The sequence below is a fragment of the Limnobacter sp. genome (genome assembly GCF_964228395.1).
GTDB lineage: Bacteria > Pseudomonadota > Gammaproteobacteria > Burkholderiales > Burkholderiaceae_B > Limnobacter.
In genome coordinates, this window is sequence record NZ_CAXQZX010000031.1 from 1 (window position 1) to 16660 (window position 16660).

Genomic DNA, 16660 nt, shown 5'->3' on the forward strand with positions numbered 1-16660 from the left:
ACGCTGTAAAACACGGCAATCATGAATGGTGTAAGCAGCGAAAGTGCCCCAGCGATAACCCAGCCACGATGCCCGCCCGACAGGGCCCTGTAGGCACCCAAAGGACCGTGCCCGGTGTGCCTGCCCATACTGAGTTCGGCAAGAATCAGGGGCAGGCAAATGGCCACCACGAAAAAAATGTACAGTAGCAAAAATGCACCGCCCCCGTTTTTGGCCGCGGCCACCGGGAAGCCCACCAGATTGCCAATGCCAACCGCTGAACCAGCGGCGGCCAGCACAAAGCCGAGTTTGGAGCTGAATTGGTCGGGAGCATTGTTCATGTCTTGAGTTTAACCCACAAAACAGGAAACACGCCCTTGAATCGATTTGCACAATGGTACGAGCGCCATGTGTTACCCACCCTGCTGGATTTGGCCTGCGGCATGAAGGCCATTGCGCGTCAACGTGAAAAGGTGGTGCCCCAAGCCACGGGGCAGGTGCTGGAAATTGGCATAGGCACCGGCCTGAACATGCGCCACTACGATGCCTCCAAAGTAAGCAAAGTGATCGGTCTCGACCCCGCTTTGCAAATGCATCGCCTTGCAAAAAAGCGAATTGCACAGACTGGCTTGCGGGTAGAGTTGCTGGGTTTGCCAGCCGAAAAAATCCCCTTGCCCGATGCCAGCATCGACACCATTGTGATGACCTACACCCTGTGCACCATTCCAGATCCGGTGCAGGCCCTGCGGGAAATGCGACGCGTGCTAAAGCCTGATGGCAAATTATTGTTTTGCGAACACGGTGTTGCGCCCGATGAATCGGTGCGCAAAACGCAGGCCAAATTGCAGCCCTTGTGGGGCAAATTGGCCGGGGGCTGCCACTTAAACCGTGACATTCCGGCCCTGTTAAAAGCCGGTGGTTTTGCTGCGGCCAATTTACAAACCATGTATGTGCCAGGCCCCAAGGCTTTTACCTACAACTACTGGGGCCAGGCCTACCGTGAAGCGGAATAGGTACAACCCGCCTGCTTGAAATTGGCGCTAGCAACAGGGGGGTTGTTTACGTGCCTGGTTTGGCGGGGTAGCCCGCCTCGGTGATGAGCTTGGCCAGCATCTGCGCATCCAGGCAGGATTGCACTTTGACCTGTTTGTTGGCCAAGTCCACGTCAATTTCGGCCTGTGGGTCTTTTGACAACACGGTCTGTTTCACATTGGCAGCGCAGCCGCCACACTTCATTTTTTCTACTTGTAGGGTAATCATTGGGAATCTCCAGCTTATTGACACCTGTATGTTAAAGCTTCCAATCATGGTAAGGTCAAGGGCTTGACCTTCACATCATGTCAAGGTTCAACATTTGGGCATTGCCCTGTTTGGAGTAATTGCCATGACCAACCCTTCCAGTACAGTCGACATCGCCGTTGGCGGCATGAGCTGCGCTTCTTGCTCCGGTGCTGTTGAAAAAGCACTGCTTGCCACCCCCGGTGTTTTGAGTGCCAGTGTGAACTTGGCCACAGAGAGAGCCCGTATTGAATTAAGTGGGCCTGACGTTTTGCAAGATGCCATGGCCGCAGTACAAAAAGCGGGCTACGAGGCCGCCACCCTGCCGACGGAGGCTGACCCTGGCAAACAGGGTGCTGCAACTGGGGCAGGTCAGGATGTGCACACCGCCGTGCAAACCAGCCGCGACGGGCAAATGGTGCTGTGGGGGGCATTGTTGACCCTGCCTTTGGTGTTGCCCATGGCGGGTATGTTGTTTGGCAAACACTGGATGCTGCCAGCCTGGATTCAATTGTTGCTGGCCAGCCCGGTGCAATTTTGGTTGGGTGCGCGATTTTACCGGGGGGCGTGGAAGGCGATTCTAAACAGAACGGGCAACATGGACCTGTTGGTGGCCATTGGCACCTCGGCCGCTTTTGGCTTGTCGGTTTACATGATGGGTGAGGGTGACCCGCACCTTTACTTTGAAGCCTCTGCTGCAGTGATTACCCTGGTGATGCTGGGCAAGTGGCTGGAGGCCCGTGCCAAACGCCAAACCACAGCCGCCATTGCAGCCCTGCAGGCACTGCGCCCCGACATAGCCACCGTGTTGAAAGAAGGTCAGGAGCAGGTGTTGCCGATCGCGCAGGTGCTTGTGGGGGCCACCTTGGTGGTTAAGCCGGGTGAGCGCATTGCTTTGGATGGCAAAGTGCTGGAGGGTGAAGGCCATGTGGACGAGGCGCTCATCACCGGTGAAAGCCAGGCGGTTGAAAAGGGGCCGGGCGCCAAGGTCACGGGTGGTGCGGTGAACCTCGATGGACGTTTGCTGATTGAAGTAAGCGCTGTGGGCGCAGAGACCACCTTGGCCAAGATTATTCGTTTGGTGGAAGACGCACAGGCAGCCAAGCCGGATATTCAAAAGTTGGTGGACAAGGTCAGCGCGGTGTTTGTGCCCGTGGTGCTGGTGATTGCTTTGCTCACGGTGTTGTACTGGTCTTTGTTGGCGCAGGGGGGCAGCCTTGAGTTGGCCATTGTGAATGCCGTGGCGGTGTTGGTCATTGCCTGCCCCTGTGCTTTGGGCTTGGCCACGCCGACAGCGATTATGGCGGGCACCGGGGTGGCTGCTCGGCACGGCATTTTGATTAAAGATGCACAGGCTCTGGAGCTTGCCCACAACATCAACACTGTGGTGTTTGACAAAACTGGCACCCTCACCGAGGGCAAGCCTTCTGTGGGCGCCGTGGTGCCCTGTGCCGGGGTTGCCGCCCATGCTTTGCTGGGCAAAGCCGCTGCGGTGGAGGCAGGCAGCGCGCACCCGCTGGCCCAGGCTGTGTTGGCCCATGCCAAAGCCCAGGGGCTGACATGGCAGGTGGCTTTGCAACTGCAAGACCAAGCGGGCCGTGGCGTGAGCGGTGTGGTCGGTGGTGCTCGCGTGTATGTGGGCACGGCGCGCTGGATGCAAGAGCTGGGTGTGCACGGCGATGCATTAAGCCAGGTGGCCTTGCGCTTGCCCGAGGACGCGCCCACGCACGCCTGGGTGGCAGAACAAGCCAGCGATGGCCTGCGTTTAATGGGAGCCATTGGCTTTGGAGATGCGCTTAAACCCAGTGCGGGGCGAGCAGTGCAAGGCCTGCACGCCTTGCATGTAAACACCGTGTTGCTGACCGGCGACTCCAGAGCCAGCGCCCAACGCGTGGCAGACGAACTGGGCATTGCCCAAGTGCAGGCCGAGCAACTGCCCCACAACAAAAGCGAGGCGGTGGCGAATTTGCGCAAGCAGGGTCGAGTGGTGGCCATGGTGGGGGATGGCATAAATGATGCCCCGGCGCTGGCAGCTGCCGATGTGAGCTTTGCCATGTCCACCGGCACGGAGGTGGCCATGCATGCCGCTGATATCACCTTGATGAGAGCCAACCCAGCCTTGGTGCATCAAACCATCGATATTTCCCGCCGCACCTATACAAAAATCAAACAAAACCTGTTTTGGGCTTTTGTGTACAACGCAGTGGGTATTCCCTTGGCGGCCATGGGCCTGCTCAACCCGGTGGTGGCCGGGGCTGCAATGGCATTGAGTTCGGTGAGTGTGGTGGGCAATACCTTGCTGCTCACGCGCTGGCAACCGAAGTTCAACACACACGATGCCAAGGAGGCTTAAACATGCAAACCGAGTACACAAGCCAAGCGTGGTTTACCATCGGTGAGGCGGCCATGGAGTCGGGTATTACCGCCAAAATGATTCGCCATTATGAGCAAGTGGGGCTGCTGCCTGAGGCCCATCGCACTGAGGCCGGCTACCGTTTGTACAACCAAAAAGATCTGCATGTGTTGCGTTTTATTCGGCATGCACGCGACCTGGGGTTTTCTTTGTCGCACATTCAGGAATTGCTCGCGCTGTGGCAAAACAAAAACCGGCCCAGTCGTGAAGTCAAAAAACTGGCACAGGCCCACCTGCAAGCGTTGAATGCAAAAATTGCCGAGCTAAATGCCATGAAAAGCGAGCTGGAGCGCTTGGTGCATTGCTGCAAAGGCGACGCTCGGCCAGACTGCCCCATTTTGGATGGCCTTGCCGATTGATGTGGCAACTGGGTGCCGCAAATTCATAGCCAAACCACCACCGGGTGGGGTTGCAGGGCATGCACCTGGGCCTGCACCCCATACAGGTCAGTGAGCAGGTTTGCATTCAAGACTTGACGTGCGGGCCCTTGGGCCAACACGCGCCGGTTTTTGATCAACAGGGCCTGGGTGTTGTGGGTAAGCGCGTCTTGTGGGTTGTGGCTAGAGAACACCATGCTTAAACCAGCACTTTGGCACAGGGCCAGGGTGGTGTTTAACACCAGGCTGGCATTGGCCACATCCAGGTTGGCGGTGGGTTCGTCCATCACCAGGCAACGTGCGCCTTGGTACAAGGCCCGCGCGATCAACACCAACTGCTGTTGCCCGCCCGACAGGGCTTGAAAAGGCCTGTGTTCCAAATTGGCAATGCCGAGCATATCCAGGTGTTGCCGCACCTCCCGAAGGTCGTTACTGCTGGGGCCTTGTAACAAACCCCACAGGAATGTGCGCCCCATCAGCACCACATCATGCACCGTGAATTGAAAGGAGAGCCCCTGGTTTTGGGGCACATAGGCCAACAAGCGTGCGCGCTCGGCGTTGGGCAAAGTGGCCAGGGTTTGGCCGTTGATGTGTACTTCGCCTGCCAGGGTTGGCAACAAACCCAAGAGTGTTTTTAGCAGTGCGCTTTTGCCACTGCCGTTGGGCCCCAGCACACACAGGGCTTGCCCTGGCCTTACTTCCAGATGCACTTGCTCCAGCACGGCGCACGGGCCGTAACCCGCTGACACATGGATGGCCTTCAGGCTCATGGGTTGTCTCCCCATTGGCTTGTGCGGCGCTTGGCCAGTATCCACACAAAGCAAGGCGCGCCCACCATGGCGGTGATGATGCCCAGTGGCACATCCAGCTGGCCCAGGCTTCTGGCGAGGGTGTCAACCAGCATCAAAAACGCGCCGCCCAGCAAAGCGCAGGCAGGCAGCGACCGTGAAAAACTGGCGCCAAACAACTGCCGTGCAATGTGGGGCACCAACAAACCCACCCAGCCAATGGTGCCAGCCAGCGACACTACCGCGCTGGTCATGACCGTGGCTGCCAAGATCACCCACATCGACAAAGCCTGTGTGGGCATGCCCATGGCGCGGCTTTCGTCTTGGGACACCGACAGGGCCGTGATGCGCCAGCGCAAAATAAACAAGACTGCAAAGCCAGTGGCAACGAAGGGCAAGGCCTGCGCGAGGTGTTGCAGGCCAACACCCGATACGCTGCCCAGCAGCCAAAACGTGATGGCTGGCAATTGCTCATAGGGGTCGGCAAGAATTTTTAGCATGGAGGTGAGCGCACCAGCCAAGGCAGCCAGCACCACACCAATTAACACCAAGGTGAGTTGTTGGTCGGCATGCTGAACCCAACGGGCAATCAACATCACCAGGGCCACCGCAATGAGGCCGCCTGCGAATGCGCTGCCTTGTACGGCAAACATGGGCCAGGCCATGAACAAGGCCAAGACGGCGCCAAGGCTTGCACCGGCAGACACGCCCAGAATGTCGGGCGATACCAATGGATTTTTAAACAGCAACTGGTAAGCACACCCCGCACAGGCCAGCGCTGCGCCCACCAGCCATGCACCCAATGTGCGCGGCAGGCGAAGCTCTTGCACCACTTGCACGGTGGTGGGGTCGCCGATGCCCACCAAGGCCTGAATGGCTTGGGGCGCACCCACGGGGTAGCTGCCCACACAAAGGGCAAGCACCAAGAGTGCAACGCTTAAAGCGACGAGCAAAATAAGGGGGTGGCGGATCATGGTGGTCGTCAAAAACTCAGCCCCGAGTATAGCTGCATTTGAAATGCAAAAAAGGCGGGGTTGCAGCCCCGCCAATCAGCCAACTCACCCAGGTCTGGATAGGTGGCTGGCTTAGCTTTGCAGCATTTGCTCGATCACCTTCTTCAGGGCAATGCCTAACTCCGCTTGTTGCATATTGGGGTTGCGAATGGCGCGAATCATCAGTCCTTCAAACAGCGCCATCAGGATGGTGGTTTTGGCTGCCAGCATGTGGGGGCATTGGCTGGCCATGGCGGGTTGAACGCTTTCAATCAAGCGGGCAACTTCCTGGCGAATCACGGCATCGGTTTGCTGCACCACTTGGGCCACTTTGGGGTTGCGCGAGGCTTCAGCCACAATTTCAGCGTCCAATTGGCTTTGTGCAATTCGACGTTGAACACCATCGTCGACCGCCCCCAGCATGGCGTTCAAAATATCGCCCTTTTCACGAATGGCGGCGATGCGGGCGAGGGTGTCGCTGAGGTCACGCTGCACCATGGCCTCGATGATGGCCTCTTTGCTTTCGAAGTAGTTGTAGATGTGGCCCGCACTCATGCCAAAGCTTTTGGCGATGTCGGCCATGCTGGCCCCATGGAAGCCACTTTTCCGGAAACACTGCGCGGCAGCATCCAGAATTTGCTGACGACGAACCTCGGCCTTGCCTCGGGTTTTTTTGTCGGTGTTGGTTTGGCTCATGCTGCACCTGCCTTGGTTGTGCGGCCTTGAGGCTTTTTGCCAAACAGGCGGCTAACCAGCACAAAAAACAGGGGCACAAAGAAAATGCCCAGCACTGTGGCCGATATGGTTCCACCCAACACGCCAGTGCCAATGGCATTTTGGCTACCCGAGCCTGCGCCGGTGGCAATGGCCAGTGGTACCACACCCAAACCAAACGCGAGCGAGGTCATGATAATGGGGCGCAGTCGCATGCGCACGGCTTGCAAGGTGGCTTGCATCAACTCTTGACCTTGCTCGACCTGTTCCTTGGCAAACTCCACAATCAGGATGGCGTTTTTGGCAGACAAGCCCACCGTGGTGAGCAATGCCACCTGGAAGTACACATCGTTGGCCAGGCCTCTTCCACCCGCGGCCAGCAGGGCTCCAACAACACCGAGGGGAACAATGAGCATCACGGCAAAGGGAATGGTCCAGCTTTCGTAAAGCGCCGCCAGGCACAAAAACACGACCAACAAAGACAGCGCATACAGCAATGGCGCTTGCGAGCCCGATTGCCGTTCCTCGTACGACAGCCCCGTCCATTCAATGCCCATGCCAGCGGGCAGGGCTTTGGCCAATTCTTCCATGGCCATCATGGCTTCGCCCGAGCTTCGGCCCGGCGCGGCTTGGCCCTGTACCTCCACGGCGGGCACGCCGTTGTAGCGTTCCAGGCGTGGGGAAGCCATCGACCAATTGGCCGATGCAAAGTTTGAGAAAGCCACCATGTCGCCTTGGTTGTTGCGCACGTACCAGCGCCCAAGGTCCTCGGGCAGCATGCGGAATGGGGCATCGGCCTGCATGTACACGCGCTTCACACGACCGCGATCCAAAAAGTCGTTGATATAACTGCCGCCCCAAGCCGAGCTTAGGGTGTCGCTGATGGAAGCCACCGTGACCCCCAGTGCACCGGCTTTGGCGTGATCAATGTCCAACTGATACTCGTAAATGTCGGCGGGGGCATTGGGGCGCACCGAGGTGAGTATCGGGTTTTGGTTGGCCTTGGCGATCATCTCGTTGCGGGCGGCCAGCAGGGTGTCGCGGCCCAGGCCTGTTCGGTCCTGGATGAACAGGCTAAAACCCAGTGCGTTGCCCAGCTCGCGAATGGCCGGTGGCGCAAATGCAAACGCTTGGGCTTCAGGCCAAGCTGCAAACACCCGAGCTGCGCGTTGTACCACGGCTTGTGCGGAGTTTTCTTTGCCGGGACGTTCGCTCCAGTCGCGCAGGCGCACAAAGCCGATGCCAGAGTTTTGGCCGGTGCCCGAGAAGCTGAACCCCGCCACGGTGAAGAGCGACTTCACGTTGTGGCCCTCCTCATTGAGGAAGTAGTCTTCCATTTTGGCCAGCACTTGGAGCGTTTGTTCCTGGGTTGAACCCGCAGGCAATTGCACCTGGGTAAAAAACACACCTTGGTCTTCGTCGGGCAAAAACGAGGTGGGCAGGCGGGTGAACATATAAGCCATCACGCCCAGCAAGGCCGCGTAAATGATGAGGTAGCGACCCGATTTCACCAGCATGCGGCCCACTGCGCTTTGGTATTTTTGGTTGGTGGAGTCAAAGGCCCGGTTAAACCATCCAAAAAAACCACGTGCTTGGTGTGTATCACCCTTTTCAATGGGTTTGAGCATGGTGGCGCACAGGGCGGGGGTGAGCACCAGCGCCACCAGCACCGATAAAGCCATCGCCGACACGATGGTGATAGAAAATTGCTTGTAAATAACACCAGCCGAGCCCGGGAAAAACGCCATGGGCACAAACACGGCCGAAAGCACCAAGCCGATTCCCACCAAAGCCGAGGTGATCTGATCCATGGATTTGCGGGTGGCTTCCAGGGGCGACAAGCCTTCTTCGGCCATCACACGCTCTACGTTTTCCACCACCACAATGGCGTCGTCCACCAGCAGGCCGATGGCCAGCACCATGCCAAACATGGTGAGCGTGTTGATGGAAAAACCAAACGCGGCCAGCACGGCAAAGGTGCCCAACAGCACCACGGGCACGGCGATGGTGGGGATGAGGGTGGCCCTGAAGTTTTGCAAAAACAGGTACATCACCAGGAACACCAGAATGATGGCCTCGATGAGTGTTTTGACCACCCCTTCGATGGAAATTTTTACGAAGGGTGTGGTGTCGTAGGCCACATCCCATTCCATGCCTTCGGGAATCAGTGGCGTGAGGCGCTCCATCTCTTTGACCACGGCTTCCGCAGTGTCGAGCGCATTGGCGCCCGAGGCCAGACGAATGCCGATGCCTGAGGCGTTGCGCCCATTCCAGCGCGGCAAAATGTTGTAGTTTTCGCTGCCGTAGTCGACGCGGGCAACATCTTTGAGGCGCACGGTGGCCCCGTCGCTGCCGGATTTAAGAATGATCTGCTCAAAATCAGCAGGGGTTTGCAGCAGGCTCTGAGCCGAAATGGTGGCGGTGAGTGATTGCCCTTTGACCGCGGGCGCGCCTCCCAATTCGCCTGCCGAAATTTGCGCGTTTTGAGCATTGACGGCAGCGCGAATGTCCCCGGGGGTAATGCGGTGCTGGTTCATTTTGTCGGGGTTGAGCCAGATGCGCATGGCGTAGGGGCTGCCAAACACCTGCACCTCACCCACGCCGTTGACTCGGCTCATGGAGTCTTGCACGTTGGTGGTGATGAAGTCGGCCAATTGGGTGGAGGTAAATTTTCCATCCACTGCGGTGAAGGCGATGACCAACAAAAAGCCAGCCGAGCTTTTGGTCACCTGGATGCCCTGACGTTGCACAGCATCGGGCAGCAGGGGGGTGGCCAGGCTCAGTTTGTTTTGCACTTGCACCTGAGCAATGTCTGGATTGGTGCCGGGCTCGAAGGTGAGTTCGATGCGCAAACGCCCGGTGGAATCGCTGGTGGATTTTAGGTAGCGGAAGCCATCCAGCCCTGTCATGCGCTGCTCAATCACCTGGGTAACGGAGTCTTGCAGGGTTTCAGCCGAGGCCCCGGGGTAGGTGGCCTGAATGGTGACCGCGGGGGGCGCAATGGCAGGGTATTGAGCAATCGGCAGGTTAAAGATGGCCAGCACACCGGCCAGCATGATCACGATGGCGATCACCCATGCAAAAATGGGGCGATCAATAAAAAAACGTGGCATGGTTTACTGCTCCTGCTTGGCGGTGGTGGCTTCCACTTCTTGCCCGGGCCGTACTTTTTGCAAGCCCTCGATGATCACCCGGTCGCCAGCAGCCAAGCCCTCGGCGACCAACCACTGGTTGCCCATGGCGCGCGCTGTTTTAACGCTGCGGCGCTCTACCTTGTTCTCGGCATTCACCACCAGGGCCGATGGGGCGCCGGTGGCATCGCGCACAATGCCTTTTTGGGGCACCAAAATACCGCTTTCACGCACCCCTTCTTCCAGGGCGGCCCGCACATACATGCCAGGCAGCAAGGTGAGGTCTGGGTTGGGGAACACCGCCCGCAGGGTGACTGAGCCGGTTTCTTGGTCCACGCTGACTTCAGAGAACTGCAGCGTGCCCTCGTGAGGGTAGTCTTGGCCGTTCTCCAGCTTTAAGCGCACTTTGGCGGCATTTTTTCCGGTGTTCTGTATGGCGCCACTGGCCAGGTCTGCCTTGAGTGCCAGTAACTCAGAGGCCGACTGCGTGAGGTCCACGTACATGGGGTTTAGCTGCTGAATGGTGGCCAGTGCTTGAGGCTGGCCTTGTTGTACCAGTGCACCCGCGGTAACGCTGGAGCGCCCAATGCGACCGCTGATGGGGGCGTTGACCCGGGTGTAATTCAGGTTGATTTGGGCCTTTTGCAAAGCCGCTTTGGCACTGGCCACGTCAGCTTGGGCAAGTTGCAAGGCGGCGTAAGTGTCATCACGTTCTTGCTGGCTAACTGCGTTCAATTTGGCCAGATCCTGGAAGCGGGTGTTGCGGATTTCGGCGCTGCGCAGATTGGCTTGGGCGCGTTCAAGCGAGGCTTTGGCGCTGGCCACTTCAGCCTGATAGGTGGAGGCGTCAATTTGGTAAAGCGATGCTCCGGCCTTCACGTTGGACCCTTCGGTGAACAGGCGCTTTTCGACGATGCCATTGACCTGGGGTCGAACCTCGGCGATCAAATAGGGCGCGGTTCGGCCAGGCAACTCGGAATACAGCGCCACCGGTTTTTCGACCACTTGGTGTACCACCACTTTGGGCAATTGCGCCGGGGCAGCAGCTTTGGCGCTTTCGGGTTCGCCACAGCCAGACAAGGCCAGGGAACCCGCCACGAGCGTGCTCAGGCCCAAGGTTCGTAAGGGGTGAATGTGCATGGGGTACTACCTCGACAGAAAAATGCAGGGTTGCGTTGTTTTGTGGGGTAGACAACAACGCTGAATGAACGTTCATTTTTTCATTCGACCCGCAGCTTGTCAACGCGGATTACCCTACATGCTTCGAATGTCCTCGATGGCCTGGCTACCAAATTTGGGGCTAAGCAGGTAGGCCACAATTTTGTGTGCAGTGGCCTGGGGCTGGGCCAGTTCACCGCGCTCCTTGAGCTGAACAAAGCGGTCCTTGTTGGGAAAATGCGCCTTGTTGACTTGGCGAATTTGACCTTGCATGGCCGTGTCGATTACCCCAGGCGCCAGGCTGCAAATGCGCAAGCGGGCTTGCCCATCTTCGAGCACAGACTGGGCATGCATGTCCAGGGCCGCCTTGGTCGCGCAATACACCGACCACCCAGGGTAGGCGTTTCGACCGGCCCCGCTGGACACATGCAAAATACGCCGGTCGGTGATGTGCCCGCCCAGTTGGGCAAGAGCAGCGGCCAGCATCATGGGCGCCGCCACATTGGTTTGAACGGCTTGGGCCACATCAGCTGGTGTTTGCACCGGCAATGGCCCCACCGGGCCCAACACGCCTGCGTTGTTAATGAGCAAGGCCTGGGTGGCGTCGGCAAAAAATGAGTCAAGTTGCCCACCTGCCAGCCAATCGCTTAGCGCTTGTGTGTCGGCCAGGTCAAGGGTGGTCTCGGTGAGCGGTGCACTGTCCCCGGGCAACACCCAAGCCGCAGGTGAACGCGACAAACCCAGCACAGGCACACCTTGGGCCAACAGGGTTTGTGCAATGCCCAAGCCCAGGCCTTGGGTGTGGCCAGTCAGTAGTGCTTTGATCATGCTTAATGGCCTTGTATGGTGTTGGCGGTGGCCTGATAGGCTGCCGCCCTTGGGCCTCCCAGGGCAATGGCCTTGTTGATGGCGGCGCGAGCTTCGGCTTTTTTGTCCAGCTTGAGCAGGGTTTCAGCCAGATTGTTCCAGCCGTCGGCCAGGTCAGGGTACACGCCCACCGCCTTGCGGTAATGGCCCTCGGCCTCTGCATATTGAGCGTTTTGGTAGGCCACATTGCCTTGGCCAAAATAAAACCAAGGCTCAGCGGGCCAGGTTTTGCTGCCTTGCTGGTAGGCCTGCGCCGCTTTGGCCAGGCTTGAACGTTCCAATGCAACAGCCGCATTTAAGTAACCCTGCGCTGTGGCAAAGGCGGGCGGGGCATCCTGGGGGCGCAACACCACAAAGGCCCAGTTGCTGCTGCGCTCCCACAATTTCAGGAAAGTGGGCAGTGCAATGGTTTCGCGTTGTTGCTGGCCGGAGCGCAAAATCATCGAATTGCTTTGGGGGTCGAAACCCACCACCACGGCGTAATGCCACTGGGGCGCCACGGGCAGCGACAAATTAAGTAAGACCACGCTGGGGTGGCCTGCATTCAACGCGGCAAACAAAGCTTTCAGGTTTGGCTCCAATTGGTAGGCCAAGTAGCCCATTCGGCGCGGTGCTGCCAGCATTTCCAGTTGCAGGCTTCCCTGGCGGCCTGGCAAATACACCAGTTCGGCAATGGATTCAGGCTTGGTTTGTTCACCCAAATTGTTGAGCACCATGGCCAGTGTAGAAGGGCCACAGTAAAAATCCTGTTGGGGAAAAAATGGCACCTCGGTGAGTTCTACCTTGGGCTGGGCTTGCACGGTGGGCTCAAGGCTGCTGGGAACCGTGGCACATCCAGCGATGGCCAAAACCAACATGAAAAGGCCCGCCAGGCGGGCCTTTAATGCATTGCGAAACTTATATTTCATCGAACCGAGCGGGTAAACGGAAACACCTTGGTCAAGCCCAAAATGTCGGTTACCAACAGAATAATGAACACGGCAAACAGTGTACCAACAACGCCAGCACCGGCAGGTGCGTTCTCGATGTGGGCAGCAAGCTTTTGGGCTTCTTCTTCAGTCATCGAGTCCACGCGGGCTTTGGCGGCTTCGGGGCTGACGCCATGGGCCTGAAGGGCTTTGGCAATGTCTTCACGATCAAAGAAAGACTTCAGTTCGCTGCGGTCCTGGTGCATGGCCACCGCATCTTCTGTGCTTACGATGGCGGCGGAAGCGGGGGCGGCAATAAAGCTGCTTGAGAAGCTGATCAACACAGCCAGGGCAGTTCCACGCATTGTTTTGGTCATTTTTTAGCTCTCCGTTTTTATGAAGTTGGGAATTTGATTTGCCAGTCTGGAATACCACCCGGCGAGGGTGTGTGCTTCCGGAGTCAACCAAACGAGGCCATGGCCGTTTTAGTTGACATCACATCATGGAGGATTTGTGATGAATAAGCGAATTTTTGGCGTGTTGTCTTTTGCGGCCGCTTTGGGTTTGGGCATGTTGACCACGCCAGCCAAGGCTTTGAACATTTCTGTGGGTGTGGGCGGCGAGGTCGCCCCCGGCGTGTATGGCAATGTAAACATCACCAACAGCCGCTACCCAGTGCTGGTTTATAACGAGCCACTCATCGTGACTCGGCCTTCACGCATTCTTGAGCCCATTTATTTGCACGTGCCACCGGGGCACCTCAAAAAGTGGGGCAAATACTGCGGGCGCTATGGTGCCTGCTCACGCCCGGTTTACTTTGTAAAGTCGCGTGACTACTACGACTTCAGCCCGGCCTACATTGAGCAACGCTATATTTACCGAGACCGTGTGACCTACGTTCGCGATGGGGAATACCGCGACGGTTATTACGATGGTCGCCGCGACGAACGCAAGTGGCAGAAACACCATGATCGCCACGATTGGGATGATGATCATCGCAAAGGCAAGCACTGGAAACATGACGACCATCACCGTGGCGGAAAACACGGCAAACGTGAACGAGACGACGATTAAGGCACAGCTCACCTCTAAAGCGTTAAAACCAACGCTAGCCCTTTAACCGACCCCCGTGGTCGGTTTTTTTGTGGCTCATATATTCGTTTAACCACCTAAAAATGGTGGGTTTACTTATAGAAAAAAACGGATATGCTTCCCTCAAATGGACTAACCCCCCGGAGGGGTAATGAAAACAGCCTTCAAACGACGCCTGCAGCAAGGCGCGCTCATGATTGAACTGGTGCTCACATTGCCAGTGTTGTTGGCCGTGGTGTTTGCCATTGTGGAGTACTCCATTTTGCTTGGTGCCATGCTGGTGATGAACAACACCACCACCGAAGCCGCCAGGCAGGCCACGGTGTATCGCAGTGGGTTCTCGCAAACCGATTATGAAAATCTTGCACGGCAGGCCTTAAGCGACCTGCTGCCCGCCTACGTGGGTGATTTCAGATCGCGAGTGCAACCCTCGGTCACCTCGTTTGCCTGTGGCGATTCGGTGTGCATGCGCCTGCGGCTGGAGTATCCCGACTACGCTGGCAGCCCCTTGGTGGGCAACTCTTTGTTTGTGCCCTTGCCAGCCAGTTTATCGGCCGAGTCCACCACCCGTGTAGAACCCAACAATGGTTAAGTCAGTTTACACATCGCGCGCCGCGCGCCGCCAGGGTGGGGCGTACACGGTGCTCAGCCTGTTTGTGGTCACCATGGCTCTGGGGGCACTTGGCGTGTTGGCAGTGGGGCACACCGCCTGGGAAAAGGCGCGGCTGCAAGGCACTGCAGACCTGGTGGCGTTGACCGCAGCGCGCCAAATGGCTGACGGGCCAGGCTTTGCCGAGGCTCGCAGCCTGGGGCAAAACAACGGCGTGTTACCCACCGACACCCTCACGATTGAATGCCTGATTAACGGTGCGGTTTCGGATGATTGCGAGAATGCCGTGACCAGCCGGGTGTCGATCACTCGCTCGGTGGGGGCGTTGTTGCCCTTTTTGAACAATCGAAGCTTGAGCGTTTTGGCCGAGGCCACGGCCGCACCCACGGTGGTGGGCTCGGTGTCGTCGGGGCTGTTGGCCTTGAACACCAATCAATCGGCCTTGCTCAATGGTTTGCTAAGCGCCCTGGGGGGCGGCAATGTGTCGCTGACAGTGGCGCAATGGGGCAGCCTGCTGGGCAGTTCGGTGCAGGTGGATCTTCTGGATTTGTCTGCGGAATTGGGTGTGCTCACCTTGAGCGACCTGCTGAGCCTGGACGTTTCGGCCCTGGGTTTGCTGGAGGATGCCTTGGTGGTGGGCAATGCCAGCGAAGCAGAAAAAATGCAGGTGCAGGGCTTATTGAGCTTGTTGTCTGGCCCCTTGAACACGGTGGATGTGCGTGTGGGCGACTTGATTGCCGCCGATTTGTCGGGCCGCACGGACACCCCCTTGACCCTTCAGTTTGGTCAACTGGCCCAAGTGGCCTTGCTCAATTCGGTGGAAGGGGTGGGGTACAGTTTGCCCATCAGTTCAGGTTTGCTGAATCTGGATGTGGGCCTGACCGTGCTGGAGGCCCCTCAAGTGTTTGTGGGCCGCAAAATGCCCTACAAAAACCCGGTGGCCACGGCAAAAACATCGCAAGTGGCCCTGGATGTGCGGGTACGTCAGCCTTTGAACCTTGTGATCCCGGCCGTGAACCTGAGCGCTTTGGACATGCGTGTGCAGTTGCGTGTGGCCGGGGGGCTGGCCGAGGTCAATGAGCTTGCCTGCCACTACCCAAGGGCCAACAATTCGATGGCGCTCACCATGGTGCCTGCCTTGGCTGAGGTGTGTGTGGCCCAAAGTGCCGCCAATTTGAATACCACCACGGGGGCCCTTACCTGCGGCGCACCGGCCAATATTTTGTCGGTGGGTTTGTTGGGTTTGGTCAACGCAGGAGTAAGCCTGGCTGCCCAGGCCAGTTTGCGTTCCGATCCGGTTCAAACCACCTTGGTGGGGCACGCCCCATTAAGCCAAACCGTGAACCTGAACGTGGGCCAAACCTTGGGCAACCTGCTGGGCAACATGAATCTGAATCTGCAAGTGAATTTGCCCTTTGTGGGGCCCTTGATCAGCGGCGTGGTCAACGGTTTGGTGAACACTTTGCTGACGGCACTTAACCCCGTGCTGCGCCCCGTGCTGACGACCGTGGGCAATATTCTGGATGATCTGCTTGAGGTGGTGGGCGTGGATTTGAACACGGTGACCGTGAATGTAGACGCCATGGATTGCCAAAGCGTGGTGCTTAGCCGCTAGTTTTTTGCAGGCCATACACCGCGGCAAGGCCAGTGCCTGCGATGACGGTAAGGCCACCGGCCACGGTGTGCCAGCCCACGGCCTCGCCCAGCAGCACATGGCCCCACAACACACCAAACACTGGCGTTAGAAAAGTCACAGTGAGTGCCGAGGTTGGGCCAACATCTTGCACCAGCCTAAAATAAATGAGGTAGGCCAGGCCGCTGCATAACACCCCCACACCCACTGTGGCCAGCACCGCAGGCCAACTGGGCACTTGTGCGGGCAGGGCGAAGGGCACCCATGGCAACAACATGGCGCTGCCCAGCACCAGGCAGCCCAAAGCGTAGCTTTTGGAATCAATTTGTTTGCCCATGTGTGTGGCCATGTTTGTCGCCAGGCCGTAGCAGGCCGCCCCGCCGGAAGCCGCCAGCAAACCCAGGCCCGTGCCCGGGGTGTTCAAGGTGTGGGTGTCCAGACCGACGATCAGCCCCACCCCGATCAAACCCAACAACAAGCCCAACATGGCTTTGGGCGGTGGCAGGGTTCGGGTCCACACCACGGCAATTGCAGCAGCCCAAATGGGCGCGGTGGCGTTCATGATCACCAGAACCGAGGCGGTCACGGTTTGTGCGGCGTAGGCCAGCAACAAAAAGGGCAGGGCCGAGGCAAATACGGCGATCAAGGCGATCATGCCGAGGTTGGCGCGAATATGGGTCGGCTTGCGAAACACCGCAAACAACAAAGCGAGAAAGGCCG

16 protein-coding genes and 1 pseudogene are annotated in these 16660 nt (G+C 58.0%); 6 read left to right on the plus strand and 11 right to left on the minus strand.

What is annotated here, in order from left to right; genetic code table 11:
• Positions 1–320 (minus strand): annotated as a pseudogene (locus tag ACEQU8_RS02315) (sodium-dependent transporter); the annotation flags it as partial.
• Positions 321–356: 36 nt separating this feature from the next.
• Between ACEQU8_RS02315 and ACEQU8_RS02320 the strand changes: the two are divergent.
• Entirely contained in the window at positions 357–992 is a 636-nt protein-coding gene (locus ACEQU8_RS02320; protein ID WP_370261190.1) for a class I SAM-dependent methyltransferase, read from the plus strand.
• 46 nt (positions 993–1038) lie between these two features.
• Here ACEQU8_RS02320 and ACEQU8_RS02325 read toward each other — a convergent pair whose 3' ends face one another.
• Positions 1039–1239, minus strand: coding sequence for a heavy-metal-associated domain-containing protein (locus tag ACEQU8_RS02325; RefSeq protein WP_370261192.1), 201 nt, complete (start codon positions 1237–1239; stop codon positions 1039–1041).
• A 124-nt stretch (positions 1240–1363) separates the two neighbouring features.
• On the opposite strand from ACEQU8_RS02325, the gene ACEQU8_RS02330 reads away from it, so the two are divergent.
• Together ACEQU8_RS02330 and cueR are read left to right on the plus strand one after the other, a co-directional pair.
• Positions 1364–3610, plus strand: coding sequence for a heavy metal translocating P-type ATPase (locus tag ACEQU8_RS02330; RefSeq protein WP_370261193.1), 2247 nt, complete (start codon positions 1364–1366; stop codon positions 3608–3610).
• A 2-nt stretch (positions 3611–3612) separates the two neighbouring features.
• On the plus strand, positions 3613–4029 hold the full coding sequence (gene cueR, locus ACEQU8_RS02335) for a Cu(I)-responsive transcriptional regulator (RefSeq protein WP_370261195.1): 417 nt from the start codon (positions 3613–3615) through the stop codon (positions 4027–4029).
• 23 nt (positions 4030–4052) lie between these two features.
• On the opposite strand, the gene ACEQU8_RS02340 is transcribed toward cueR, so the two are convergent.
• The 8 genes from ACEQU8_RS02340 to ACEQU8_RS02375 all read right to left on the minus strand — a co-directional run bounded on the left by ACEQU8_RS02340 (position 4053) and on the right by ACEQU8_RS02375 (position 12982).
• Positions 4053–4817: an ABC transporter ATP-binding protein gene (locus ACEQU8_RS02340; RefSeq protein WP_370261196.1), complete on the minus strand. Its 765-nt coding sequence runs from the start codon at positions 4815–4817 to the stop codon at positions 4053–4055.
• Positions 4814–5809 (minus strand): FecCD family ABC transporter permease, encoded by a 996-nt coding sequence (locus ACEQU8_RS02345; RefSeq protein ID WP_370261197.1) that lies wholly within the window; start codon positions 5807–5809, stop codon positions 4814–4816. Before ACEQU8_RS02345 ends, ACEQU8_RS02340 begins: the two co-directional genes overlap by 4 nt.
• Positions 5810–5920: 111 nt before the next feature.
• Entirely contained in the window at positions 5921–6523 is a 603-nt protein-coding gene (locus ACEQU8_RS02350) for a TetR/AcrR family transcriptional regulator (RefSeq protein ID WP_370261199.1), read from the minus strand.
• Positions 6520–9654 carry an efflux RND transporter permease subunit gene (locus ACEQU8_RS02355; protein ID WP_370261200.1) on the minus strand — a complete coding sequence of 1045 codons (3135 nt, stop codon included), beginning with the start codon at positions 9652–9654 and terminating at the stop codon, positions 6520–6522. The genes ACEQU8_RS02350 and ACEQU8_RS02355 overlap by 4 nt, the downstream gene beginning before the upstream one ends.
• A 3-nt stretch (positions 9655–9657) precedes the next feature.
• Positions 9658–10812 carry an efflux RND transporter periplasmic adaptor subunit gene (locus ACEQU8_RS02360; RefSeq protein WP_370261201.1) on the minus strand — a complete coding sequence of 385 codons (1155 nt, stop codon included), beginning with the start codon at positions 10810–10812 and terminating at the stop codon, positions 9658–9660.
• A 114-nt stretch (positions 10813–10926) separates the two neighbouring features.
• A complete protein-coding gene (locus tag ACEQU8_RS02365) occupies positions 10927–11658 on the minus strand; it encodes an SDR family oxidoreductase (RefSeq protein WP_370261202.1) in 732 nt (243 codons plus the stop codon).
• Between the two features lie 2 nt (positions 11659–11660).
• The gene (locus ACEQU8_RS02370) at positions 11661–12554 is read right to left on the minus strand and encodes a PA2778 family cysteine peptidase (protein ID WP_370261204.1); all 894 of its coding nucleotides are present in this window, start codon (positions 12552–12554) and stop codon (positions 11661–11663) included.
• Between the two features lie 47 nt (positions 12555–12601).
• The gene (locus tag ACEQU8_RS02375; RefSeq protein WP_370261205.1) at positions 12602–12982 is read right to left on the minus strand and encodes a PA2779 family protein; all 381 of its coding nucleotides are present in this window, start codon (positions 12980–12982) and stop codon (positions 12602–12604) included.
• Between the two features lie 139 nt (positions 12983–13121).
• Here ACEQU8_RS02375 and ACEQU8_RS02380 point away from each other — a divergent pair, with 139 nt between their 5' ends.
• From ACEQU8_RS02380 to ACEQU8_RS02390, 3 genes are all read left to right on the plus strand, one after another.
• Positions 13122–13679, plus strand: a complete 558-nt coding sequence (locus tag ACEQU8_RS02380) for a hypothetical protein (RefSeq protein WP_370261206.1) — start codon at positions 13122–13124, stop codon at positions 13677–13679.
• A 169-nt stretch (positions 13680–13848) separates the two neighbouring features.
• Positions 13849–14289: a TadE/TadG family type IV pilus assembly protein gene (locus tag ACEQU8_RS02385; RefSeq protein WP_370261208.1), complete on the plus strand. Its 441-nt coding sequence runs from the start codon at positions 13849–13851 to the stop codon at positions 14287–14289.
• Positions 14282–15922, plus strand: coding sequence for a hypothetical protein (locus ACEQU8_RS02390; RefSeq protein ID WP_370261209.1), 1641 nt, complete (start codon positions 14282–14284; stop codon positions 15920–15922). The genes ACEQU8_RS02385 and ACEQU8_RS02390 overlap by 8 nt, the downstream gene beginning before the upstream one ends.
• Here ACEQU8_RS02390 and ACEQU8_RS02395 read toward each other — a convergent pair.
• The coding region (locus tag ACEQU8_RS02395) for a DMT family transporter (protein ID WP_370261211.1) at positions 15912–16660 on the minus strand (749 nt) is incomplete at its 5' end. The genes ACEQU8_RS02390 and ACEQU8_RS02395 overlap by 11 nt on opposite strands.